Here is a 24,901-nt window from a genome sequence, read left to right on the forward strand (position 1 = left end):
AATCGGCGTGCACCCAGGTACCTCAATTGCCTTTTTCCTTCTTGTCGTTCTCCAACCAGCGCTCGATGCTGCTGCTCTTCAAGCAGCCGTCATGGTTGTGACTGCCAAAAATACGCGTACCGTTAGCCTTGTTACTCTCGAGCGAGGCCAGTAAGCCTGGGCGCTCGATGAGGCTCCTGGCTAGGTAGACCTGCTGCATGCTGTATTTTTTCTTGGGAAATCCATTATTGGCCGCATCCAGTACAACTTGACCTGCCTCGTTCTTTTCGTCAGGGTCCTTGCTCATTTCGATCAGCATGTCTGTTGTTACGTACCGATGCTTGTTGGCAAATAGAACGTTATCCAACATGTCCTTGAACGCCTCGACCACCTGTGCGTCGGTCTCCACATAGAACGGATTCAGGTTATACGTAAAGGGGCTGGTATTGCCGGGCAGCAAATCGGCGGCCTTGGACAGGCTGTCCGGGGTGATATAACCGCCTTTTACAAGCATCGCCTCGTTCAGTCGCGGGCGGTTGATTATCTCCTGGACCAACTTGATGGTGGACTCGGAAACAGTGCCGTCGTGTAGAGGCTCGTTGGCGATCTGCCGCAGCGCACTGCCGTGCAGGCGCCCGTCTTTCTGAAATTTTCCCAGCAGTGAAAAGTTGTTCTTCAGTTCGGTCGCCAGCAGACGATCATCGAAGCCGGCATAGGGATTACCGTCCGTGCTCCTGTGGTCGTAAGCCTGTAGGTTGGCCTGAGCCCCCTGCGGTTGAGAACACCCCTGCGTCGGCGGGGCCACAGGTTGCCCTTCACCGGTTGAATACCGATGACCTAAAGGAGGCAGCCTGAACATTGAATCAGCGATCCCATTACTCATTTTTTATCTCACCCATTTTAGATACCGCAGCCTGTGCCCCAACTGTCCGACCTTCAAAACCGCTTTAAACGTCAACACGGGTCAGGCTTCGGTTATGTGGTGCTCTAAAAATAATGGTTCCGGCAATGAGCGACTCAGACACCGGGTCCCCTCCGGAAAACCTTGAGCGTTTGTAACCCGCTTGCCCTGTCGCCCCACAGAGCCTGCGCAAGCCTTGGCAGGGGACGCACGAATTACAGGCGACCGGACAATTTGCTCCACAGACTGGCGAGCCTCGGGAACGCGGGGCTGGATACCGGTTCTTCGCAGAACGCTTGGGTACCTTTGTCAAAATCCTCGGCGGTGGGCGCCTTGAAACTGCACTTGGGCTTAGAAGTGAGATTGAGTCCTTGTGGCCGCGAGATGCCCGGTCCCTCTACTTCATGTGGCGCAGCGGACAGGGGCGAAACGGTGTACTGGGCGTGACGAGATTCAAAGGATGTCGAATTCATGGTCCAGACCTGATCCAGTAGCTGAAAACATCCACAGGCAGTCGAACGCCGGTGGATGTTTTCTTCGTGGTAAATCGTCGCAAATGGTTCCCTGCCCAAGATGCCCGGACACCGCGCGCCAGGCGCAGCGTCCGAGCGTCATTCAGCGGGAAAGCCGCCAGAGCGATTCGCGACTGATGAGATTGTCGTTTTTTGTACCCGTGTGGTTATCCATATCTCTCAGTACGTGGCTGCGCTTGAGAATCTCCTGGGCCAACTGGATCAAATGGTCCTTGGACGAGTCGCCCGTGAGGTCTTGGCGCGCCAGTTTTTTCAGGTTACTGATGTTGAGATCGTTCCCACAGCGCCCTTTCAACTCATCGAAATGCTCAAGCATCTTCCCGGCCAGCTCCTTGTCGCTCTTGAATTGGAAAAAATTATCGCCCTTGATGACCAGACTTACGTTTTCCCTGTCGATCAGCCCATCCAGCGAGCCTGTACGACTGTGTCGATCAAGGGCATCAGTCAGCTCTGGACGCCGTAACAACTCTTTGGCCAAACGAATGTTCTGATTCATGACCGGGTCGCTTGACCATGGCTTGTTCGCCATGGCATGCAGGCTGTCGACACTGATATACCCCGGTTTTCTGGGGTCCTTGAAGGCGTCGAAATTGTTGAGCAGCAACTGCGCCAGCTCTGCTCTATTCATCTTCGAATAGTGCGGGTCAGGCCTGCCAGGCAGGGTCGGGAACGGTCTTGGCGGTGGATTGCCAATGGTCGGGTCTGGCCGTGGAGGCGGGTTGCTGCAGCCTGGACGGTGGGGTGGGCGCCCCCCGCCAAACCACTGTGTCATCCATTGTTTGAACTGTTCCATAAAACTCGGCATTGCAGGAGCGCCGCCCTGATAACCGGGATGGCAAGGACGATAGTGCCGTTCGGTTGACGGCTGATAATTGCCGAAGACCGGACCACCCTGGGTTTCCCCGACTCGATAATTGAGGTCAGCAGCGTCGTGGCTGTTGAAGGAGAGCTCGGAAGGCATCGGGCGAGCGACTTTGGCCTCGGACGTGGAACCGGTTCGTGATGGGGTTGGGGTTGAAGAAGGGTTCAGGGTTTTATCCAGTATCGGGACCGACATAGGTTTCTCCATCGAAGGGGACGATTTTCCGCCGGTAGCGTCAACCCGAAGTCGAGAGCCATCAGCTTTCCCCTTGTGTGGCCCATCTGTCGGAATCGGTTCCCGATCTTGCAATCAGTGCGTGACGGGAACGTAGGAAACAGACAAAAAAATCGCAGCGAACGCAGCGCGTTTCCTCAGTCCTATTCAAGTCGAGCAATTGCCTGCTATCGACCTCACCAGCGGTATCGAAATCAAAGCACCTGTTTAAGGCGGCTCAACTTCTCCCGGCTGCCGCACACGCTCATCTGGCACCACTTGCGCAATTTGTTCTTGGAGCTGTCCAGGAACAGCCAGTCGCAGTCGGTGGCGGTGCAGCTCTTGAGTTCGCGAAGATTGCCGGATACCAACAGTTGCGTTGCCTCGATGGCCAAGCGGCCGATCAACATCGCGGTCAGTTCATGGCTACTGGCGCAGCTTTTCCAGGCCCAACCCGGCACGCCGTCCACCGAGCGCAACACGCGCCAGGCGACGCCTTGCTGGAACGTCAGGTTGATCCGCTGCAAGGCCTGATCAGGCGCAACCTGGCCCAGGGACAACGGATAGAACGCCGCATACAAACATTCCCTGAATGCAATCAGCGCCTCCAGGTCCGGCTGGTACGACATCGACGCTTCAAACACCATGGGCTTGTATGCCTCGAATTCCTGGGCGCAAATCAACGAGGCATGCAGCGCCCACTCAAAGAAGAACTGGAAACTGGTGAGCCGCTCTTCCATGACCTTGAGCGCGGAGCCGGGCCGACGGCCATTGGTCGTATTGATGAAGTCCAGCACGCGAGTTCCACCAATCAGCCGAATCGACTTTGCAGTGCCGGTAAAATGCGTCATGCCTGCTCCTGATAAACACGCGAGTGCTGCGATGGCGCAGAGTACCGTGTTTTTCCAGGATGCAGGCATTGGGATAAAAGACGCAAAGACCAACGGCTAGGCGTGATCGTCGGCGCGCAGAGCCCGTTCAAGAATAGCCTCGACAGACTGCGCTACGGACAGCAGCTGGGTGTCCAGGTGTACGTCCGGGCAGACCGGCACCTCATAAATCGAGTCGATCCCGGTGAAGTGCTTGATCTGCCCGGCCCGGGCTTTTTTGTACAGTCCCTTGGGGTCACGTTGTTCAGCGATTTCCAACGAGACATCCACGTGCACTTCGACAAAATAATCATGGCCCACAATCGAGCGCGCGTGATGCCGACAGGCCGCCGAAGGAGAGATCAACGCCACGATCACCATCAGCCCCGCCTCAAGCATCAAGCGCGCAACCTCCGCGACCCGACGGATATTCTCCTCCCGGTCCCGCTCGCTGAATCCCAGGTCGCGACAGAGCCCGCCGCGCACCGAGTCGCCATCGATAATGCAGGTCATGTACCCTCGCGCTTGCAGCGCACTGTCCAGCGCATCGGCGATGGTTGATTTGCCGGACGCGGAAAGCCCTGTCAGCCAGATGACCCTGGACGGCTGCCCGATGCGCAAACGCTCGCGGTGACTGAACGCAAACGCATGCAGATCAGGGTTTTGACGGTGTGCAACATCACTCATGATCGCTCTCCCGCGCCGCAACGGAGGGGTTACCCAGCATGAAGACCATCACGCATTGCACGAACAGCAACAGCGCCACCACCCAATAGACTGTCGAGAACGACCCGGTAAGGTCCTTGGAAAGCCCCCCCAGAAAATTGCCGCACACGCCCCCCAAGCCGATCAGCACATTGGCAATGCCAAAGGCCTGGGTCAGCCGGCTGACCGGCACGATTTGCCCGATATAACTGGGGACCAACCCGAACACCGGATAAAACGCCAGCGCAAACAACAACGCCGCCAGGTAGAACAGCGCGATGCTGTTGAAACTGAATACCAGAACCGAGGCCAGCCCCGCACTTAAAAAACACATGGCCAACGAGACCCGCACACCGACCTTGTCGGCAATCCACCCGACCAGAAACCCCGACGCCATGCCCACCGCGCCGATGGTCGTCCAGATAAATCCGGCATCCCGCACCGACACGCCCAACTCATCGCGCAAGTACGGTGCCAGGTAGGTCTGGAATGGCAGTAACGCCATGCCATTGAGGAAAGCAATCGCCCAGGTCAGGTACAGCGAGCGGCTCAGCCAGGCCACGGGGCGTCTGGCAGACGCCAAGCGCTCAGCGGCGACCTCGCCCTCCCCGCCCGCCGCCAGATTGCGCAACAGCAACCAGGCCATCACGCACAACACCACAGAAATCAGGCCGGCTGTCAGCCATATCGAACGCCAGCCGCCGTTCAGGGTAAGAAACGACACCAGCAAGCCGTTGATAAACACGCCGTAGCTGGTGCCGCTGGAGATCAACCCCATGACCCGTGATCGGTTACCGGGGCTGAAGCCCTTGGTGACGATCTCCGCCAGCGGGATATACACCGAAGCGGAGCAGCCTCCGAGCAAAATCAACAGGCCGCCGGACAGCCAGATACTGTGGCTGACGCTCAGGCCCAACAGCGCCAGCGAGGTGATCACGGTGGAGACCAGGCTGATTTTCCAGCCTTCGACATAGCGGCTGATCACGCTGGTGACCGACGAAAACAGCAGGAAGCCGACTTGCGCCCCGCCGGTGATCAAGCCCACGGTGGTGTAGTCGAAGCCGATGTCGCGGCGCATGTCCACCACCAGGTTGGCGAAGAGGTAGACGCCAAAGCCGTAGGTGCTGGCCACGAAGCCGGTCAGGACCACGGCCAGTACGACGCTGTCCAACGGACGGGTGCTGCTGTGTACCAGTGTGCTCATCAGGCCCTCCTCATATGGCGCGTGCGGTGTGGATGACAAAATCACAATCCATCATGTCGTAGTCGCGCTCGAAATCGCCGTAGGTTTCATGGGATGAAAACCCGGACTCAAGCACTTCTGTGGTCAACTCCCCGGGTAGCAGCGGATAGACCTGCAAGCGGTACTGTTCCCGGTTGTCGAAGGAATAGATGAACTCGCACAGCGACTGATCCACCTGCCCCAGGCTGACCGACGCCTGTTTGCCGCAGTAGTAGTAATTGCCGCTGGACTTGAACTTGCCCGCGCGAATGGCAAAGAAGTTGCGTTGATCAACAATCAGCAAGCCGCCGGGCTTGAGCAATGCGCGGAATTTTTCCAGCACACTGATTCGGTCACGCGCCGCAAACACATGGCACAGCGAGCTGCCCAGGCATACCACGGCATCGAAATGCCCCAACACGCTCGGGTCGAGGGTCTGCCAGTCCATGTAGTGCGATTCGATATCCAGCCCTCGCGCCCTGAAGTTCGCACGGGCCTTGGTCAGCATCGTGCTGCTGCCGTCCGTGGCGACCACATCGAACCCCGCCTGCTTGAGTTGCACCGCGTGAAAACCGCTGCCCGTCGACACGTCGATCACCGACTTCACGCCGTGCCGCTTCAGCAGGTTTTCAAAGAATCCATTCTCCCCCGCCTTTCTTTTTTCCCAATCGATCAAGTCATCCCAGCGCTCGACGAAGTCGGCCGAATATTGCGTCGCGTAACTGGCGACTTCGTTGTGCTCGTGCCACGACATCCGATTCATCACGCACCTACCCCAGTTGTATTTTTGAAAGCCGCGTACTTGCTCGCCAACTCGCGAGCACAGTCGGCGGACTGTTCGATGGACATGGTTTTTTTCGAGTAGCCGAGCATTGCCTGCATCACGGCCATGCACTGAGGGTTGTAGCTCACCGATCCATCGCAATGGATTTCGTCGATGCCATCCTGGCTTTGGCAGATGGTATTGATGCGCACGGCCTCATCCTGCGGACAGGCGTGCGAGAACTGCACCTCGATGTGCCCATCGTGCAGCCACACCGGATACCCACCCGGCAGCCCCAACGGGCCGGGGGCATGCACCAGCACCGGCGTGGGTGAAACCAGCCCTTCGATCACCGTGACCGCCGAACAGGCTGTGAGAAATTGCCCATCGATGCCGCCCAGGCGCCGGAACGCGGTCTTGACCGTGGCAAAGATCACCTCGGCCGGCAGGCGTGCCACGTCCGGACGGTCGCGAACCTCATACAACAAGCGGTAATTGGCGCGTCCAGGCAAACCGCCGCGTGGCACGTAGTGGCTGAAGTAATGCTGGGCATACAGCTGCACCTGCACATCGTCGGGTGCACATTCCAGCAGTCGCGCGAGGGAAAAACGCAGCGCCGGGATCAGGTTGGCCACGTTGCCCACACCGATATCCGGCGCCAGCCCTACCCTGGCCAGTATCGGGTTGACGGCATCGGGGAACGCCGCATTGACGGTTCTGGCTGCGATGCCCGAGGCCTTCACGGCTAGCATGAGGCCGTGCATGAGCGTCAGGTGCATGGGCAGCCAGGGGCCGAACTGCGCCTGATCGAGCTGCTCGAAGGACTGTTTGGGCAAGCCGGTGATCACCCGCCACGACTGCAGCGACGCGCAGTTCACCAGCAGGTCCGGCGCTTCTTCACGCAGCAGCCGCGTGACCCTGTCGATATCGGTAAGGTCGGCGATCACGGGCTTGATCGCGATGTAGTGCCCCAACTGCGCGCACGACAACCGGACCAGGTTGCACAGGCGTAAGGTCGCCTCTTCATTACGACCGAGCACCACAAACTCGAACGCATTTTTCGGCCCGAGGATCTTCAGGATCTGCAGGCACAGGTTGCCCGCGCCCACCAGCAGCAGTTTTTTCTTGGGTGCCGAGGCGGTCATCGCGGGTAGGCTCCGTTGTCGACCGGAATCACCCTGCCGCTGATATGACGCATGGCATCACCGGCCAGCAGCAAAATCACCTCGGCGACCGCGCCGGGCAGGATCGGCTCCTTGAGAATTTCCTGGCGTGCATATTCCGCACGGCGGTATTCGGGGATGGTGTCGTAGATGGCGGTGTCGTGGATCAGCGCCGGCGATACGGCGTTCACCCGCACAAACGGTGCGAAATTCCACGCGTTAGCCTTGGTCAGGCCGATCACCGCCGCCTTGGTGGCGCCATACATCGCATCGCAGCTGCCCACCTCCCCGGCCACCGAGGCGATATTGACGATGCTGCGCGGGGCTTCGTGACGCATCTCCCGTTCGGCAAAGTCTTTGGAGAGGTAGACCAGCGCCTTGAGGTTTACATTGAGGATCTCGTCGATTTCATCATCACAATAGTGGTAGATACTTTTGCCATGGTAAATACCGGCGTTATTGATCAATCCGTAAATAGTCGCGTGACGTTCATAGAGCATGGCAATAAAACCCTTGAGGGTCGCGCTGTCCGAAAAGTCTGCGACGTGCACTTCCAATACATCCGCGCCATACAGTCGTTGCAATGCGTATAAGCCATCCGCATCTTTGTCCGCGCCAATCACGAAGTAGCCTTGTTGAATGGCCTGTTCCACCGTTGCCCGACCAATGCCATTGGCAGCGCCGGTAATAATTAACTTTTTCATGCACCCACCTTATTGACAGAATTCGTTCATTCGCGCGTAGAACGGCCGATGAAAGTCATACATACGTTGCAGTTCCGGCGCGCAGTCGAATGCACTGAAGTCAACAGACTGAGGCTGCGGCAACACAATGCGCTCACTGTTCTCCGCGGCCACGTGCCAACTTCTCCAGGTTTTCCATTGCGGCGGGCACTCGCGTTTCCACGTCATGGCGCGGGGCAGGAATTCGATCTGCAGGTAATCACACAACTTGCGAATAACGCGTTCCGGATCGGCGGCAAGGTCATCTGCATTGATCACGTAAGGCACTTTGCCGGTGAGTTTGGTCACCACACAAAAGATCTCGTACAAGGCTTTATGCCCAATCGCCTGCAGGGGCATATCCGGGTGTATACGGTGATGGGAAACAATGCTGCTGGCAGGCTCGCGAATAATAAAGATGTTGTCCTGTTGCGCCAGGAAGTCCACATCCACTTTCAACGCATCAAGGCAGTGATAGCACATGTCTTTATGAAAGACGTTGGCCTGTTCTTTGGCCTTTATAAGATGCTGCCTTATCCCTTGATAGGTGGTGGGCAAACTGTGATCCCACTCATCCGACGGAATCGCCGAGTCCTCACGGAACGCCATATGCGCAAAAGGCTCGTGGAAGACCTCGAAGTCGCCGCGCTCGATAAACACCCGTTCCAGCACGGTGGAGCGCGAGCGTGGATGTGCCCATAAACCGATCATTCTGTTCATGCCAACACCCCGTATTCAGCGGCCAGAAGGGTGTTGGGCGCCATTTTGAGGGGCTTGGTCGCAGGGCAGAGTCGAACGCAGTAATCGGTCAGGCGACGGTAAGCGCTGTTGGCTTCATTGCAGGCATTGATAAACGCCTCATGGTTGCCGAAGTCGTAGGGCTCGATGCTGTCGACAAAGTACGCCTCGCAGAAGTAAGGAATCCGCATCAGCGTGGCTAAGATCGACGCTGGCACCGAAGCCGTCTCGTTGGCGGGAACCACCGGTTTGCCGTGGCTTTCACGCTCGATCAGAAACTCCACTACATCGGGTGTAAGCGTGTAGCACGTTGCCGTCCGCCCGGTTTTCTCCAGGTGCCAGCAGGATTTGTTGCCACGCTCGTCGACGTCGATTTTTATGCTGGAAAGCAGCGTCTTGACCGGCACTTTCGAGGCGCCCACCAAGCTTTGTATCTGCTCGTAGATCAGTAATTCGGCCCAGCGCATCGCTTGCGGGCTCAGTGCCAGGCCGCGCTCCGCGGCCTGCAGCGAGAACTCGGGCTGACAGGAAAAACGCCCGATCATGAAGGTGATGACATATTTGCAACGGCTCGTATCGATTCCCTTGTCGCGCGCGGTGGCCAGGCCTCGCTCTATCGCCTGGAGCCCGGCCTGGAATTGCGTGACGGTAAAGCAAAACGTGATGTTGACCGAGGTGCCTTGGGCGACCAGTTGCTCGACAGTCTCGAAGCCTTCCAGGCTGCCCGGCACTTTTACCATCACATTCGCGGCCAGGCGCTGCAGCTCAAGGCCACGGGCCGTCATGCGCTCGCTACAACGCACGTCCCCAGGGTCGACCTGGGCGCAGATCCAGCCCTCGGCCTGGGCCGATTGAACCCATCGAGGCATGAGCGTCGCGGCGCCTTCGACGATGACTTCGTCATACAGTTTCTTGCGCAATTGAGCGGCCGACAGGCTGGCCAGGTTGAAACGCGAGGACCAGTAATCGCGCTTTTCCAGGATCACGGCAGCGACCAACCGTGGGTTGGTGGTGACGCTGGCAAACCCACCGGGCTGCGCAAAATCATCCGGCATCAATTGCTCAATATGGGCAACGGCCGCCGGATATTTTTCCAACAGGTATTTTTTATAGGGCGCGTATATAACAGGCGATGAATCCCACCACACTTCGCAAGCTCGATCATTATGTTTAAGCCGCTCTATGTAACCCAATGTACCCACCACGCCTGCTCCTTGAGTGAACTGATCAATGATGTTCAGTAGTTCATGCATAGCGGAAAACACACATGCGCCCGCGTCGGCCAATACATCGTGACGGTGCACCGGGCCAAACCCCAGAACTTTTATGCCGGCCGCAACAGCGGCTTGAATACCCGTGACACTGTCTTCAACTACCAGGGCTTCATGCGGTTTAACGTTATATGCAGCACACGCCGTTAAAAATACCAACGGGTCAGGCTTCCAACGCCCCAACTCATAACAACTGAATATTCGCCCGTCGAAATAAGAGAACAAGCCGGTCAGCTGCAAACACTGCTCTATCTTGTTTCGTGGCGCGCTGGAGGCCACACAATACGGCACCTGCAGCCGCTGCAAGACATCAATGATTCCATCGGTGGCTTTCAACTCAAGTGTCAATGCTTCCAGCGCACGCGCACGAAACTCATCTTCAAACATACACTCCAGACACATATCCAATAACTGCTCGGCTTCGCGCAGACAGTCCGCAATCTTTCGCCCACGAAAGTGCTCAATAAAATAAGCGCGGTCGAGTGCTTTGCTGGCAGGCACACGTGCATTAAGCAAGGAAATCAATACAGACAGGGTAATTTCTTCACTTTGGACTAATACACCATCACAATCGAAGATAACCAACTTGGGCAACCGCGTTGCCCCCTGCCCTGGTAGTTCCCCTATAGCTGCCAATATAGACATAGGCGTCTCTTATAGGTGACTCCGCGTGACTGCTGAACTACCAGCGGAGCGGGTTGATGTGTGCCTATAAGACACGGGGCAAAAAATCCTGTCAAATGCTTTTCAACGGTTTTTTAGTATCTTATGGTTATTTTTTATAATTCTTTTATTCCTTTTATCGCCATGGTTGTAGTCGCGAATTTCACATGGGTGAACTTCTATTGCGCGCCATCAGTCAGCTGAGCTGAACTCACGAATTCAAGGTCAGGTGGGCAATGCACATTTCGCTGGAGCAACAAGTGGCGCTGGTGACGGGTGCCAGTTCCGGAATCGGCGCTGGCGCGGCCAAAGCGCTGGCGCAAGCGGGCGCCGCGGTAGTGCTCAACTACAACAGCCAGGCCGCGCCGGCCCAGGACCTGGCGGCACACATCAACGCCAACGGCGGCAGGGCGATTGCTATTGGCGCCGACGTATCCAACGAGGCGGATGTAGAACGGCTGTTCGCCCAGACCCTGAATGCGTTTGGCCACCTGGACATCCTGGTGGCCAACTCCGGCATGCAAAAGGATGCGGCGCTGGTCGACATGACCCTGGACGACTGGAACAGCGTGATCGGCGTCAACCTCACCGGCCAGTTCCTGTGCGCCCGGGCGGCCGTGCGTATCTTCAATCGCCAGGGGATTCGTGACGGCGTGTCACGGGCCGCCGGCAAGATCATCCATATGAGCTCGGTGCACCAACTGATCCCCTGGGCCGGGCATGTGAATTACGCGGCGTCAAAAGGCGGTGTGGAGATGCTGATGCGCACCCTCGCCCAGGAGGTCAGCGAGCACCGCATCCGTATCAACGGCATCGCGCCGGGGGCCATTCGCACGGCGATCAACCGCGCCGCCACCGAAGGCGCGGCCGAACAGGCATTGCTGAAGCTGATTCCCTATGGCCGCGTCGGTGACGTGGAGGACGTGGCCAACGCCGTGGTGTGGCTGGCCAGCGACGCCTCCGATTACGTCGTCGGCAGCACGCTGTTCATCGACGGCGGCATGAGCCTTTATCCGGAGTTTCGTGACAATGGTTGATCTCAGGAACGAACCCCAAAGTGCCATTGACGCCCACGGCATCATCGGTGATATGCGCAGCGCGGCGCTGGTGAACGATAAAGGGAGCATCGACTTTTTTTGCTGGCCGGAATTCGACAGCCCATCGATCTTTTGCGCCCTATTGGACACCCCCGATGCCGGCACCTTCCAGCTCACTCCGGACCTGCCCAACGCGCGCCGCGAACAGATCTACCTGCCTGACACCAACGTGTTGCAAACCCGCTGGCTCAGCGACGAAGCCGTGGTGGAAATCACCGACCTGCTGACCATCAGCGAAGAAGTCGACGACCTGCCCTTGTTGATTCGCCGCGTGCGCGTGGTCAGCGGCACGGCCAACCTGCACCTGCGCTGCGCGGTACGGCATGACTATGCACGCACGCCGACCCACGCCGCCGTCGATAACGGCACGGTGACGTTCACCGCCCAGGGCCAACCCGGCTTGCGCCTGGCCGGCAGCCATGCGCTGCACATCGAAGACAATGCCGCCGTGGCCACCTTCACCCTGGCCCAGGATGAAGGCGCCGAGTTCGTACTCGGCGGCCAGGCGGACGAACGCGTCGACAGCAGCTGTACCGACCTGGCGCTGGCCCACACCTTGAAGTTCTGGCGCGGCTGGATCGCCCAGTCGAACTACCGCGGGCGCTGGCGTGAAATGGTCAACCGTTCGGCCCTGGCGCTGAAGTTACTGACCTCGCGCAAACATGGCGCAATCATCGCCGCCGCCACCTTCGGCCTGCCGGAAACCCCCGCTGGCGAACGCAACTGGGATTACCGCTACACCTGGATCCGCGACGCGTCGTTCACCGTCTACGCCTTCATGCGCCTGGGCTTTGTCGAGGAGGCCAATGCCTATATGCGCTGGCTCAGAGGCCGGGTCAGTGACTGCTGCGGCCAACCGGTCAAAATCAATATCCTCTATGGCATCGACGGTCGGCAGGAGTTGCCCGAGACCCACCTGGACCACCTCGGCGGCCACGGCGACGCCAGGCCGGTGCGCATCGGCAATGAGGCGGTCGAGCAGATCCAGCTGGATATCTACGGCGAGTTGATGGACGCGGTGTACCTGGTCAATAAGTACGGCGAGGCCATCTCCCACGAGGGCTGGGCACATGTGGTGGACGTGGTCGATCAGGTCTGCGGGATCTGGGACAGCCAGGACGTGGGCATCTGGGAAATGCGCGGCGAGCAGCATCACTTCCTGCATTCGCGACTGATGTGCTGGGTGGCCCTGGACCGCGCGATCCGCCTGGCCTCCAAACGCTCGCTGCCGGCGCCCTTCGCCCGTTGGGACCAGACACGCCAGGCGATCTATGCCGACATCTGGAGCAACTTCTGGAACGAAGAACGCGGGCATTTCGTGCAGCACATCGGCAGCACCGCACTCGACGGTTCGATGCTGCTGATGCCGCTGGTGCGCTTCGTCGCGGCCACCGACCCACGCTGGCTGAGTACGCTGGAGGCTATTCAGAAAAGCCTGGTACGCGACGGCATGGTCTACCGTTACCGCAACGACGACAGCCGGATCGACGGCCTGCAAGGCACCGAAGGCGCGTTTGCCGCCTGCTCGTTCTGGTACGTCGAATGCCTGGCACGCGCTGGGCAGGTGGACAAAGCTCACCTGGAGTTCGAGCAACTGTTGCGCTATGCCAACCCTTTAGGGTTGTATGCCGAAGAGTTCGACAGCCAGGCGCGGCACCTGGGCAATACGCCGCAAGCGTTGAGCCATTTGGCGTTGATCAGTGCGGCGACGTTTCTGGATCGCAAATTGAGTGGGGAGAAAACCGTGTGGCAACCCTGAGAAACGTACGAACCTCCATGCTCGACATCGCCTACGAAACCCATGGCCCCGCCGACGGTGAACCGGTGATTCTGCTGCATGGCTTTCCCTACGACCCTCGCGGCTACGACGCGATTGCGCCAGTGCTCGGCGAGCGCGGCTACCGCGTACTGTTGCCCTACCTGCGCGGTTATGGGCCAACACGGTTTATCGATGACCGGGTGATGCGCTCCGGGCAACAGGCGGCGCTGGCCAAGGATTTGTTGGACTTCATGGATGAGCTGGCCATCGCGCAAGCGACGTTGGCCGGCTATGACTGGGGTGGGCGCGCCGCGTGTATCGTCGCCGCGCTATGGCCGGAACGCGTGCGCGGACTGGTGACCGGGGATGGCTACAACATCCAGAACATTGCCAAGTCGCTCAAGCCACGGCCGCCGGAGACGGAACATCGGTTGTGGTACCAGTATTACTTCCACACCCAGCGTGGCGTGGACGGTTTGACCACCAACCGTCGCGAACTGTGCAGGCTGCTGTGGTCGTTGTGGTCGCCCTCCTGGGCCGAGGGGCCGGGGCTGTATGAGCAGACCGCGCCGTCGTTCGACAACCCGGATTTTGTCGAGGTGGTGGTTCACTCCTATCGCCACCGTTTCATGTACGCGCCTGGCGATCCTGCGCTGGCGTTCATCGAAGAACAACTCGCCAGACAACCGCCGATTTCGGTGCCGAGCATTTCCTTGTGCGGTGCCGACGATGGTGTCGGCCCGCCGTCGCAAGAGGACGATGACCTGGCGCACTTCAGTGGTTTTTACCGGCGCCAGGTGCTGCCCGGCGTGGGCCACAATATGCCCCAGGAAGCGCCGCAAGCGACGCTTGATGCACTGCTGGAATTGCTCGCTTACGACACCGGCGAAAAGCGTTCGCGATAAGCCTGGGGCGTCACCGACAGCGCTCTGAGAAAGCTGCGGCGCAGGGTTTCTTCACAGCCAAAACCGCATTGCACAGCAATGCGCTTGATTGGCGTGTGGCTGTCGGCCAATTGTCGGCGCGCGGTTTCGACGCGGATCAGTTCGACCGCGCGCGCCGGGGTCTGCCCGGTTTCGGCACGGTAATGGCGTACGAAGCTGCGCTCGCTCATGCCGGCCTGGGCGGCCAGCGTCGCGATGTTCAGCTCCAGGTTGAGGTTTTCGGCGATCCACGCGTGGAGTTCGGCGAAGCGGCTGTCGCTCTTTTGCAGGGACAGCGTGACGCTGAACTGCGACTGGCCGCCAGGACGCTTGAGGAACACCACCAGGTGCCGCGCCACTTCCAGAGCCACGGCGCGACCGAGGTCTTCTTCCACCAGCGCCAGACACAGGTCGATGCCGGCGGTCACACCGGCCGAGGTCCACACGCCGCCCTGCTGGATAAAGATAGGATTGGACTCCACCGTCAGCGCGGGAAACTTGCGCGCCAGTTCTTCGCAGCGCGTCCAGTGGGTAGCCACGCGGCAACCGTCAAGCATGCCGCTGGCGGCCAATAGAAACGCACCGGTGCACACTGACGTCATGCGCCGGGTGTACCGGGCTTTTTCGCGCACCCAGTCGACCAGGGCCAGGTCTTCGGCGGCTCCGTATACGCCCCAGCCACCGGCGATCACCAGGGTGTCACACGGCGCGTCGACGGCAGGCAGCGGCGCAGCCACCAGCGCCAGCCCGGCGGAGGTCATCACCGGTTCCGTCTGTGCCGCAATCACCGAGACGGCGTAAGGCAACGGCAAGCCGCGCTGGCGGGCCAGGTCGTTGGCTGAGGCGAAAACCTGCAACGGCCCGGTCACATCGAGCACCTGAGCATTATCGAAAGCGAGGACGTGGACGATTCTGGGCATGATTGGCGTAATTTGTGGGCTCTATGGCGTATTCGCCAAAGCCTAGGCCTCTAGAGTGAAGCCGTCCACCCCTTTATCGGAGCATCATCGATGACCTTGCAGATCGGCTTTGTGTTGTTTCCCGGCATCCAGCAACTGGACCTGACCGGCCCCTATGACGTGCTCGGCTCTCTGCCGGATGTAAAGTTGCACCTGGTATGGAAAGACCTCGCGCCGGTCACTTCCAGCACCGGGTTGGTGTTTACCCCGACCATGACCTATGCCGACTGCCGAACCTGGACGTGCTCTGCGTACCCGGCGGCTCCGGGGTCGGTGCGTTGATGGAAGACCCGCAGACCCTGGACTTCCTCAAGGCCCAGGCGCAGACCGTACGCTATGTGACCTCGGTGTGCACCGGCTCGTGGTGCTGGGCGCGGCGGGTTTGCTGCGCGGGCGCAAGGCAACCACTCACTGGGCCTACCACGACATGCTCGCCCCGCTTGGCGCCATCCCGGTGCAGGAGCGCGTGGTGCGCGACGGCAACCTGTTTACCGGTGGCGGCATCACCGCCGGGATCGACTTCGCGCTGGTGCTGGCGGCGGAGTTGTACAGTGAAGCGGCGGCGCAATTGGTGCAGTTGCAGATCGAATATGCGCCGGCACCGCCGTTTGAGGCAGGCAGCCCGCAGACAGCGCCGGAGCAGGTAGTGGCAGAGGCGAAAAAGCGTGTGGTGGACTCGCGCAGGGTGCGGGGCGAGATCACGGCCCGGGCGGCGGCTCGGTTGGGGTGACGTCGACTCCGGCGCCCGTTGAATACATCGAAGTGGTGAAGTAAGACGGCTGGCGGCTGCGTTATTGCGCAAATCACTGAACAGCGACACCCTGTCGACATTCAGAAAGTGTCGAATACGACTTGGCGTGCATCTCCCAATGATCGGTGTAGGGCGACTGCACCGTCTACATGACGGTCGCTGCCGTCCTTTCCACCAAGGAAATCATTGATGAAGCCTCTCAACGGATTAATTCCCTGCATCATTTCCGGTGGTTCGGGCACACGGCTGTGGCCGGTATCGCGGCAGGACATGCCCAAACCCTTCATGCGCATGCGTGACGGCCAGAGCCTGTTGCAAAAAACCTTCCAGCGCGCGGCCAAATTGCCTGGCGTGCACAGCGTGCTCACGGTGACCAACCGCGACCTGCTGTTTCGCACCCTCGACGACTACCGCAGCGTGAACAACGCCCACCTGCCCCTGGACCTGCTGCTGGAGCCGTTTGGTCGCAACACTGCGGCAGCCATCGCCGTGGCGGCCCTGCATGTGCAGGAACACGTCGGCGGCGACACGCAGTTGCTGGTGATGCCCGCCGACCACTTGATCCTCAATGAGGTAGCGTTTGCCGAGGCTGTGGCACAGGCCCGCGACCTCGCCGAGGCCGGTTACCTGGTGACCTTCGGCATCCGACCCGACTACCCCGAAACCGGCTTTGGCTATATCGAACAAGGCGAAAAACTGAGCCACGGCAACCGTGTCAAACGCTTCGTCGAGAAACCCGACCTGGCCACCGCCCAAGGCTACCTTGACGGCGGTAAACACCTGTGGAACGCGGGTGTGTTCTGCTTCAAGGCCAGCACCCTGCTGAACGAACTGGCCGCCCATGCACCCGATGTGCTCCAAGCCAGCCGCGCTTCGCTTGCGCACGGTCACAGCCTGCAAAACCAAACGTTGCGCCAGCGTGAACTGGACGCGGATGCCTTCGCCAGCGCGCCGGATATTTCCATCGATGTGGCGCTGATGGAGCAGTCCAGCCAAGTGGCCGTGGTGCCCTGCGACATCGGCTGGAGCGATATAGGTTCCTGGGAGGCCCTGCGCCGACTCGCGCCCAGCGATGCCCAAGGCAACCAGGTCAACGGCGAAGCGATTCTGCATGACGTGCACAACTGCTACATCGACTCGCCCGAGCGTGTAGTCGGCGCGGTGGGCTTGCGCGACCTGATTATCGTCGACACGCCCGACGCGCTGCTGATCGCCGATGCCCACCGCAGCCAGGATGTGCGCTATATCGTCGCCGAGCTCAAGCGTCAGCACCATCCGGCATACAGCCTGCATCGCACCGTCACGCGGCCGTGGGGTAGCTATACCGTGCTGGAGGAAGGCAGCTGTTTCAAGATCAAACGCATCGTGGTCAAGCCCCAGGCGTCGTTGTCCCTGCAGATGCATCGCCACCGCAGCGAACACTGGGTAGTGGTCAGCGGTGCGGCGCAGATCACCAACGGCGAGCATCAATTGTTGATCAGCGCCAACGAGTCCACCTACATCCCGGCCGGGCACAAACACCGACTGACCAACCCCGGCATCATCGACCTGGTGATAATTGAGGTGCAGAGCGGTGAGTATCTGGGCGAAGACGACATCGTGCGGTTCGATGACCTGTACGATCGCGCCCCCGCCGAGGTAACAAAATGACAGGCGCATTGGACTGCGCCCCCCGGCGATGACATTACCCTGACTCGACAAACGCCGATTGCCCGATACTCGCCGAAAAAGTCGCGGCGATCACGCGTCATCAGTCGTCCAGTGGTTGCGGTGCCGGTTTACTGCCTGGCTTGGCCGGTTTGACGGGTTTCGTGCCCTTGGCCGGAGCAGGCTCGACGGGCGCGGGTTCCGCAACGGCAGCGGCTTCTTTTTCAGCCATCGGCATCTGATCGATGGCGCTGAAGAACTCCTTCAGGTCGAGACTGTCAGGTGGCACGGTCTTCTCAAGTTTCTTTTCGCCATCCTTGCCCACCAGAATCACCTTGGTACCGCTGCCGACGCCAAGCTTGAGGGCGCGAATCAGTGCGTTGGTTTCCGGCGGTGTGAGCTTTTTGCTGTCTTTGGGATCCTTCGCGAACTTCTCCCCCTCCGCTCCGATGCTGCCGAACTTCACGGTGTAGAGCACCATGCTGCGCTCTTCGAAGGGCTGCTTGGTTGCAGGCTCGTCCAGCTGTTTCTTCAGCGTCGACAACGTAGGGTTACCGGCGTCAAGCTCTACCACTACCAGCGGCCGGGCCTTGCCCAGATCCTGCTTGAGCGGATTATCATCAGCAGCCAACAGCGGCCCCGTAAAAGCCATCAAGGTAGCCAGGGTCAGCGACCGGATGAGCATGCGCACCTCCTTTGAATTCCATGCAGGGTTCTTGAGTTTCATGTCTGCGACAGCCAAATTCAAGGATGATTCCTACACCACTTCAAGAAAGCGTAGGCCAGGACGCCCGCTAAGCAAGGGGGCTGAAGCGACGAGGTTCATTGTTTCCTCTGATTGCACAAACATTACGAGACGTTCCACTGCGGCCAATGACGGGCAAACACAGGCGCCACGATGGGGTCTGCATCCACCTGCGCCAGCGTTTGCGCAAAGCCTGGCGCCAGAGCGCTCAATGCCTCCCGTGCTTCATCCCAGCGCGACACCGCCGCCGCCATGATGCCCAGGGCATTTGGCTGGCCACTCGGGGCCAACAATTGCCCGGCGAACTGATCGGCGAAAATCACCCAGGCTTGATGAAGGTAACGACGCGTGCCTGTGACCAACTGCGCCTGCAGCGTTTCGTTGCCACTGTCGAGCCAACGCTGCGGGTAGTCGATGATGCCGATTGCCGAGTAGCAATTGGCGGCGATGTACACCAACCCACGCAGGATCTGTGCACGGTTGCCGTTCAATAGATCCGAAGAAGGAAACTCCAGGCCCAGGTGGATCAGGATCGCCGCACTTTCCGTAATCACTTGGCCATCAGGGGTGACCAGCGTTGGGATCTGTTTGAGCGGGTTGATCCGCGCCAGGGCATCGCTGCCCTCGCCGTCCTGCCATGAGCTGGCGTCCACCCGGTGCCATGGCACGGCGCAACGCTGCAGGGCGATTTCGATCATGCATGAGCCGGATTCGTCGGTGCCGTAGAGTGTGTACATGGCGTGTTCCTCCCAGGTAATCGTCATCGAATGACAACAATGCAATGCCGGGGCTCAACGAGGCAAGCGTTCTAGAACAAGCCCATTTGCCCACCGACCAACGTGCCAAAGTCGTCATTCACAAACGGCAGGATCGCGTCGGCAACCGGCTGCAATTGACGGCTGACATAGTGGTCGTAGTCGATCGGCGACTGGCGCACCTCCAACGGTTCGGGGCCATTGACGCTGATCACGTAACGGATCCAGCCGCCGCGCTGATACTGGCGCGGGCGGCTCAGTTGGTCGTTGTATTCATCGGCCACGCGCGCGGCGCGTACGTGAGGCGGCACGTTGCGTTCATAGTCATCCAACTGGCGGCGCAGACGCTTGCGGTAGATCAGCAGCTCATCGAATTCGCCGCTCAGGGTTCGCCGTACATAGTCGCGAATATAGTCCTGATGAGGCTGGCGGTGGAAGATACGCTGGTAGAGTTCCTGCTGGAACCGGCGAGCCAGGGGCGACCAGTCGCTGCGCACGGTTTCCAGGCCTTTGTAGACCATGTCTTCGCTGCCGTCGGCACGGGTGACCAGGCCGGCGTAGCGTTTTTTGCTGCCTTCTTGCGCACCGCGAATAGTGGGCATGAGAAAGCGCGTGAAGTGGGTTTCGTATTGCAGTTCCAAGGCACTTTGCAGGCCGAACCCGTTGCGCAGATGCTCGCGCCACCACTCATTGACGTGCTGCACCAGTGCCTGGCCGATGCGGCTGGCGTCCTCCTGGGAATGGGCGCTGCCGAGCCAGACGAAGGTGGAGTCGGTGTCGCCGTAGATCACTTCATAGCCCTGGGCTTCAACCAGTTCGCGGGTCTGGCGCATGATCTGGTGGCCGCGCATCGTGATCGACGACGCTAAGCGTGTATCGAAGAAGCGGCAGCCGCTGGAGCCGAGTACGCCGTAAAAGGCATTCATGATGATTTTTAACGCCTGAGACAACGGCGCGTTGTGCTCGCGCTTGGCCACTTCGCGGCCTTCGGAGACGCGCGCGACAATGGACGGCAGGCAGTGGCGCGTGCGGGAAAAGCGCGCGCCACGAAAACCTTCCACCGACTCACTGTCATCCGGATGTTTGAGCCCCTCGATCAGGCCGACAGGGTCGATCAGGAAACTGCGGATGATTGACGGATAGAGACTTTTGTAGTCGAGTACCAGCACCGATTCGTAAAGGCCAGGGCGCGAATCCATGACAAATCCGCCGGGGCTGGCCTGGGGCGGCTTATCCCCCAGGTTGGGGGCGACGAAGCCCTGGCGGTGCATCAGCGGCATGTACAGGTGAGTGAACGCAGCGACGGAGCCACCGTTACGGTCCACCGGCAGTCCAGTGACGCTGGCGCGTTCGAGCAGGAACTTGAGCAAGTCGGTCTTTTCGAAAATCCGCGTGACGAGTTCGCAGTCCTTAAGGTTGTAGCGCGCCAGGGCGGGCTTGTCCTCGGCGAACATGCGGTTGATTTCGTCCATGCGCTGGTACGGCGTGGAGATGTCCTTACCTTCGCCCAGCAAGGTTTGCGCGACGTTTTCCAGACTGAAGGATTCGAAGCTCCAGGTGGCTGAACGCAGCGCCTCGATACCGTCGATGATCAAACGCCCCGCTGCTGCCGCAAAGTAATGGTTGCGGCTGCCGTGTTCGCGCCAGGCCATGGGCTCGTCGCCGCGGCCGAGCATCAGCGGGACATTGAGGCGCTGGGCGTGCTCGTGTAGCACACGCAGGTCGAACTGCACCACGTTCCAACCGATGATGGCGTCGGGATCGTGGATGACGAGCCATGCGTTGAGGCGTTCGAGCAGTTGGGCGCGGGTGTCGCAGTAGTCGAGCTTGAAATCCACCGCGTCGGTTTTGTTCGGCGGGCCGAGCATGTACACCTGGCGTTCGCCGCAGCCTTCCAGAGCGATAGAGTACAGGTCGCCCTGAGCGGTGGTTTCAATGTCCAGGGACACCAGCTTGAGCGGTGGACGGTAGTCGGGAGCGGGTTTCATCTGGGCGTCGCACAAGGTGCCCGTGGCGTCGAGCGTGCCGCCGAACCACACCGGTGCGGTGATGAAGCGCTCCATCATGTAGCGCTCCGGCGGGCGTACATCGGCTTCGTAAACGTCGACCCCGGCCGCACGCAGGCGTTTCTCCACGTCCATCAACTGGCGGTGTTGGCGGGTATAGAGTCCAAGCACCGGCCGGTGATGGAAATCGCACAACTGCAGCGGACGCAACTCGATATCGCGCTCGCCCTTGAGCAGCCAATCGAGCGGCTTGCGATGGGCCTCGGGAATAAACATCACCGAGGTCTGCACCGGTAGGCGAACGTAGCGCGGCCCCTGGTCGGTGGCCAGCCAGAAACCGACCTCAGTACCCGCCGACGTGTCGCGCCAATGCCGGGTCAGGACAAAACCCTGCTGTAAATCCACCGTACCGCACCTCAGGAATCGCTTTCAGGCGATGATTCTACGCGGTGCGGGACGTCGGGCGGAAAGGAATGGTTCTGTGATTGAGCGTTAAACGTCACTGGGCTGATGATGAGGCCCCGGTTTTTGATTGCGAACCAGCCAGGTAGGTTTCAATGTTGCCCATTTGTTCATCCCAGCCGCGGCAATTCATATTGAAAGCCTTTTTACGCCGGGCCTCGGGCACCTCATCAAAACCAGACTCAACGACCCTTAGCAAAATGCCAGGGGCACGATCTTCAATAGTGAACTCAACCAGAGTCGGCTTTTCTTTGTCATAGTCGATGTTGTCTTCTACTGCGAAGGGGTGCCACCAGAAAGAAAACAGTGTTTGCGGCAGGATGCGTTCGATCCTTGCCTTCCAGACCACATTTTCGTAGCCCGGATAAGTAATCTGCGCTTCGATGGTTTCGCCGGCGCGGAAGGTTTTGCCCTTGAGGGCGATACCAAACCATGCGCCGAATTGCTCGGCGTCCGTCAGCGCTTCCCAGACCTGTTTACGTGTTGCAGTGAGCAGGACTTTTCGCTCTATGCGATCTGATATGTGCATAAGTCACCTCCATCATTGACAGTAGGCGACATCAAACAATGCGCAACCTGAGGTTGTAAGCAATGATGATAATCCGCCCCTTACCTGGCCATAAGTTATGACTGAACCACTCAATGGAAGTTGCTTCTGCAAAAGTGTGCGCTACCAGATAGACAGCCTGGACATGCCCATCAGTCACTGCCACTGCAACAGTTGTCGCAAAGTGCATGCAGCGCCATTTGTCGCTACCGCTGGCGTGATGCGCGCGCATTTCCGCTGGACGCAAGGTGCGCAGCTGCTGTCGTCCTTCGAATCGTCGCCCGGAAAATTCCGACATTTCTGTTCGCGCTGCGGCTCACATCTGATAGCTGAGCGTGGGCATCAGCCCCATGTGATTGTGCGGGTGGCGACGCTGGATGATGATCCAGGCGTTCGGCCCACCTCGCATATCTGGACCTCTCATGATGTGCCCTGGCTTGCCTATGAAGGCGCAGAGCATTGGGATGAATGGGAGGTGTGACTCAGACGTGCGGATCACCCGGTGCTTTCGCAGGCGTCGCGTATTGCGGCTTCAGGTGACCTTCCTGATCGAGCAACCAGGCGTCCATGATCTGGCGCACCACTGGCCCGGCAACGCGTCCACCGGCCTCGCCGTTTTCGATCATCACCGAAATCACGATCTTCGGATGTTCAGCGGGGGCAAAGCCGACGAACAAGGCGTTATCCCGATGGCGCTCCAATGTCTTCTCCCGGTTGTAGCGTTCGCCCTGCTTGATCGCGACGACTTGCGCGGTCCCGCTCTTGCCAGCAATACGGTACTGGGCACCTAGTGCTGCCGCCCGGGCGATACCGCGAGGGTCGTGCATCACCAATTGCATACCGTGGTTGACCTGCTCCCAGTCACGCGGTCCTTGAGGACCACATTGGGCATGGGGTTTTCGTCTACGGGCGGTACACCGTTAATAGTCTTGGCCAGATGAGGACGGTTCCACACACCCTTGTTGGCGATCAAAGCGGTGGCCTGAGCCAGTTGCAGCGGCGTGACCTGCATGTAGCCCTGACCAATGCCGAGGATCACGGTTTCACCCGGAAACCACGGCTGGCGACGCGTGGCACGTTTCCAGGCCTGGGAGGGCATCAGGCCGGCTGACTCTTCGAACATATCCAGGGAGACTTTCTGACCCAGGCCAAATTCAGCCAGGTAGTCGTGCAGCCGGTCTATGCCCAGCTTGTGGGCCAAGTCGTAAAAATAGGTGTCGTTGGAACGCATGATGGCGGCGTCCATGTCTACCCAGCCATCGCCGCTGTGGTTCCAGTTGCGGTATTTGTGATCAAAGTCGGGCAGTTGATAGTAACCGGGGTCGAATACACGGGTTTGGGCGGTAACGACACCACTGTCCAGACCGGCGATTGCCACCTCGGGCTTGATGGTCGAACCCGGCGCGTAGAGGCCTCTAAGGACCCGGTTAAACAGCGGACGGTCGATGGAATCGTGCAGCGCGGCGTATTCCTTGAAGCTGATCCCCGTGACAAACAGGTTCGGGTCGAAACTCGGCTTGCTGACCATCGCCAGTACTTCACCGGTCTGCGGATCAAGGGCAACCACCGAGCCACGACGATCACCCAGGGCCTCTTCCGCGGCTTCCTGGAGTTTGACGTCGAGGCTCAGGACGATATTTTTACCGGGAATGGGGTCGGTATGTTTGAGCACACGCAGTACGCGGCCTTGGGCGTTGGTTTCGACTTCTTCATAGCCCACGTGACCGTGCAGCTCAGCTTCATAGAAGCGTTCGATGCCGGTCTTGCCGATCGACTGCGTGCCGCGGTACTCCACCGAGTCGAGGTCCTTGGACTCTTTCTCGTTGATCCGTCCTACATAGCCGATGGAGTGCGCAAAGTGCGCGCCCAGCGGGTAGTGACGAACAAACTGCGGTTCAACGTCTACCCCTGGCAGGCGGAACTCGTTTACCGCCAACACCGCGATCTGCTCTTCGCTCAGCTCATAGAACAATGTCACGGGAACAAACGGGTGACGGGCCTGTTTCAGGGCCTTATCGAACACTGCGCGGTCTTCAGCAGGCAGGTGCAGCAGATTAACGATAGCGTCGAGTTCCCCCTTGAGATCGGTGGTGCGCTCGCGAGTGATGGTCAGGTTATAGCTGGGGCGGTTGTCAGCCAGCAGCACCCCGTTTCGATCATAGATCAACCCGCGCGTCGGCGTGATCGGCAGCACGTGGACACGGTTGTTTTCAGAGATCGTGGAGTGATAGTCGAATTGCACCACCTGCAGGAAATACATCCGCCCCACCAGGGCACACGTGATGCTTATTACCAAAATGGCACAGGCAAGCAAGCGCTTGTTGACTAGACGGTTTTCTTTCTCGTGGTCTTTGATCGGTATCGGTTCAGGCATTTCTACAGCATCTCGTTGAGGAAGGTCGACGCCGCGTCCTGCGGATAAAAAATCATTCCTTGCGAAAATGTGCTGCACCATACCAAAAATGCGGAAACACTTTGCATGGATTTCCCCAACGGCAGTCTGGAGAGTCGATTTTTTCATTTAGAAGTAGTGATGGATCCTTGGAGCTGCTTTCGGAGCGCCCAAAACAAAACCCCATCTGCTTTCGCAAATGGGGTTTCGGAATTTAATCTTGACGATGACCTACTCTCACATGGGGGAAACCC

General features: G+C 59.3%; 20 protein-coding genes and 2 pseudogenes. 6 read left to right on the plus strand and 16 right to left on the minus strand.

All coding sequences use genetic code 11. The features are described from left to right. Positions 1 to 22 precede the first annotated feature (22 nt). The 10 genes from JWR98_RS09795 to JWR98_RS29355 all read right to left on the minus strand — a co-directional run bounded on the left by JWR98_RS09795 (position 23) and on the right by JWR98_RS29355 (position 10,535). Entirely contained in the window at positions 23 to 862 is an 840-nt protein-coding gene (locus JWR98_RS09795; RefSeq protein WP_225908652.1) for a hypothetical protein, read from the minus strand. 633 nt (positions 863 to 1,495) lie between these two features. Continuing rightward, positions 1,496 to 2,470 (minus strand): type III secretion effector protein, encoded by a 975-nt coding sequence (locus JWR98_RS09800; RefSeq protein WP_078732449.1) that lies wholly within the window; start codon positions 2,468 to 2,470, stop codon positions 1,496 to 1,498. Positions 2,471 to 2,703: 233 nt separating this feature from the next. Then, complete coding sequence (locus JWR98_RS09805) at positions 2,704 to 3,339, minus strand: CGNR zinc finger domain-containing protein (protein WP_078732448.1); 636 nt, start codon at positions 3,337 to 3,339, stop codon at positions 2,704 to 2,706. A gap of 96 nt (positions 3,340 to 3,435) precedes the next feature. Beyond that, positions 3,436 to 4,044, minus strand: coding sequence for an adenylyl-sulfate kinase (gene cysC, locus JWR98_RS09810; protein WP_078732447.1), 609 nt, complete (start codon positions 4,042 to 4,044; stop codon positions 3,436 to 3,438). Next, entirely contained in the window at positions 4,037 to 5,266 is a 1,230-nt protein-coding gene (locus JWR98_RS09815) for an MFS transporter (RefSeq protein ID WP_078732446.1), read from the minus strand. The genes cysC and JWR98_RS09815 overlap by 8 nt, the downstream gene beginning before the upstream one ends. A gap of 10 nt (positions 5,267 to 5,276) precedes the next feature. Continuing rightward, positions 5,277 to 6,047 carry a class I SAM-dependent methyltransferase gene (locus JWR98_RS09820; RefSeq protein ID WP_078732445.1) on the minus strand — a complete coding sequence of 257 codons (771 nt, stop codon included), beginning with the start codon at positions 6,045 to 6,047 and terminating at the stop codon, positions 5,277 to 5,279. Next, entirely contained in the window at positions 6,047 to 7,192 is a 1,146-nt protein-coding gene (locus JWR98_RS09825) for a Rossmann-fold NAD(P)-binding domain-containing protein (protein ID WP_205489871.1), read from the minus strand. The genes JWR98_RS09820 and JWR98_RS09825 overlap by 1 nt, the downstream gene beginning before the upstream one ends. Beyond that, the gene (locus tag JWR98_RS09830) at positions 7,189 to 7,914 is read right to left on the minus strand and encodes an SDR family NAD(P)-dependent oxidoreductase (protein ID WP_078732443.1); all 726 of its coding nucleotides are present in this window, start codon (positions 7,912 to 7,914) and stop codon (positions 7,189 to 7,191) included. Before JWR98_RS09830 ends, JWR98_RS09825 begins: the two co-directional genes overlap by 4 nt. Positions 7,915 to 7,923: 9 nt before the next feature. After that, positions 7,924 to 8,652 (minus strand): sulfotransferase-like domain-containing protein, encoded by a 729-nt coding sequence (locus JWR98_RS09835; protein WP_205489873.1) that lies wholly within the window; start codon positions 8,650 to 8,652, stop codon positions 7,924 to 7,926. Then, a complete protein-coding gene (locus JWR98_RS29355) occupies positions 8,649 to 10,535 on the minus strand; it encodes an HAD-IA family hydrolase (protein WP_225908653.1) in 1,887 nt (628 codons plus the stop codon). Before JWR98_RS29355 ends, JWR98_RS09835 begins: the two co-directional genes overlap by 4 nt. A 305-nt stretch (positions 10,536 to 10,840) precedes the next feature. Between JWR98_RS29355 and JWR98_RS09850 the strand changes: the two genes are divergently transcribed. Genes JWR98_RS09850 through JWR98_RS09860 form a run of 3 tightly spaced genes read left to right on the plus strand, consistent with a single transcriptional unit; the run spans position 10,841 to position 14,365 of the window. Then, positions 10,841 to 11,641, plus strand: coding sequence for a glucose 1-dehydrogenase (locus tag JWR98_RS09850; RefSeq protein ID WP_078732441.1), 801 nt, complete (start codon positions 10,841 to 10,843; stop codon positions 11,639 to 11,641). After that, positions 11,634 to 13,460 (plus strand): glycoside hydrolase family 15 protein, encoded by a 1,827-nt coding sequence (locus JWR98_RS09855; RefSeq protein ID WP_205489875.1) that lies wholly within the window; start codon positions 11,634 to 11,636, stop codon positions 13,458 to 13,460. The genes JWR98_RS09850 and JWR98_RS09855 overlap by 8 nt, the downstream gene beginning before the upstream one ends. Positions 13,461 to 13,477: 17 nt before the next feature. Further along, on the plus strand, positions 13,478 to 14,365 hold the full coding sequence (locus JWR98_RS09860) for an alpha/beta fold hydrolase (protein ID WP_078732439.1): 888 nt from the start codon (positions 13,478 to 13,480) through the stop codon (positions 14,363 to 14,365). Here JWR98_RS09860 and JWR98_RS09865 read toward each other — a convergent pair. Further along, positions 14,335 to 15,303, minus strand: a complete 969-nt coding sequence (locus tag JWR98_RS09865; RefSeq protein ID WP_078732438.1) for a GlxA family transcriptional regulator — start codon at positions 15,301 to 15,303, stop codon at positions 14,335 to 14,337. The two genes, JWR98_RS09860 and JWR98_RS09865, sit on opposite strands and share 31 nt — an antisense overlap. Positions 15,304 to 15,393: 90 nt before the next feature. On the opposite strand from JWR98_RS09865, the pseudogene JWR98_RS09870 reads away from it, so the two are divergent. Both JWR98_RS09870 and JWR98_RS09875 read left to right on the plus strand, forming a co-directional pair. Next, a pseudogene (locus JWR98_RS09870) lies at positions 15,394 to 16,072 on the plus strand (DJ-1/PfpI family protein). A 210-nt stretch (positions 16,073 to 16,282) separates the two neighbouring features. Beyond that, positions 16,283 to 17,743, plus strand: coding sequence for a mannose-1-phosphate guanylyltransferase/mannose-6-phosphate isomerase (locus JWR98_RS09875; RefSeq protein WP_205489877.1), 1,461 nt, complete (start codon positions 16,283 to 16,285; stop codon positions 17,741 to 17,743). A 100-nt stretch (positions 17,744 to 17,843) separates the two neighbouring features. Here the strand turns inward: JWR98_RS09875 and JWR98_RS09880 are convergent, their stop codons facing one another. The 4 genes from JWR98_RS09880 to JWR98_RS09895 all read right to left on the minus strand — a co-directional run bounded on the left by JWR98_RS09880 (position 17,844) and on the right by JWR98_RS09895 (position 22,237). Continuing rightward, positions 17,844 to 18,425, minus strand: a complete 582-nt coding sequence (locus JWR98_RS09880) for a DUF4174 domain-containing protein (RefSeq protein WP_078732435.1) — start codon at positions 18,423 to 18,425, stop codon at positions 17,844 to 17,846. Positions 18,426 to 18,589: 164 nt separating this feature from the next. Then, the gene (locus JWR98_RS09885; protein WP_205489879.1) at positions 18,590 to 19,222 is read right to left on the minus strand and encodes a glutathione S-transferase N-terminal domain-containing protein; all 633 of its coding nucleotides are present in this window, start codon (positions 19,220 to 19,222) and stop codon (positions 18,590 to 18,592) included. A gap of 71 nt (positions 19,223 to 19,293) precedes the next feature. Further along, entirely contained in the window at positions 19,294 to 21,651 is a 2,358-nt protein-coding gene (locus JWR98_RS09890; protein WP_205489881.1) for a DNA polymerase II, read from the minus strand. Positions 21,652 to 21,745: 94 nt separating this feature from the next. Next, positions 21,746 to 22,237: an SRPBCC family protein gene (locus JWR98_RS09895; protein ID WP_205489883.1), complete on the minus strand. Its 492-nt coding sequence runs from the start codon at positions 22,235 to 22,237 to the stop codon at positions 21,746 to 21,748. A 97-nt stretch (positions 22,238 to 22,334) separates the two neighbouring features. Here JWR98_RS09895 and JWR98_RS09900 point away from each other — a divergent pair, with 97 nt between their 5' ends. Then, on the plus strand, positions 22,335 to 22,736 hold the full coding sequence (locus JWR98_RS09900; RefSeq protein WP_078732431.1) for a GFA family protein: 402 nt from the start codon (positions 22,335 to 22,337) through the stop codon (positions 22,734 to 22,736). Position 22,737: 1 nt separating this feature from the next. Here JWR98_RS09900 and mrdA read toward each other — a convergent pair. Continuing rightward, a pseudogene (gene mrdA, locus JWR98_RS09905) lies at positions 22,738 to 24,629 on the minus strand (penicillin-binding protein 2). Between the last annotated feature and the right edge of the window lie 272 nt (positions 24,630 to 24,901).

Source organism: Pseudomonas lactucae, from assembly GCF_016937615.1.
In the GTDB taxonomy this organism is placed as follows: domain Bacteria; phylum Pseudomonadota; class Gammaproteobacteria; order Pseudomonadales; family Pseudomonadaceae; genus Aquipseudomonas; species Aquipseudomonas lactucae.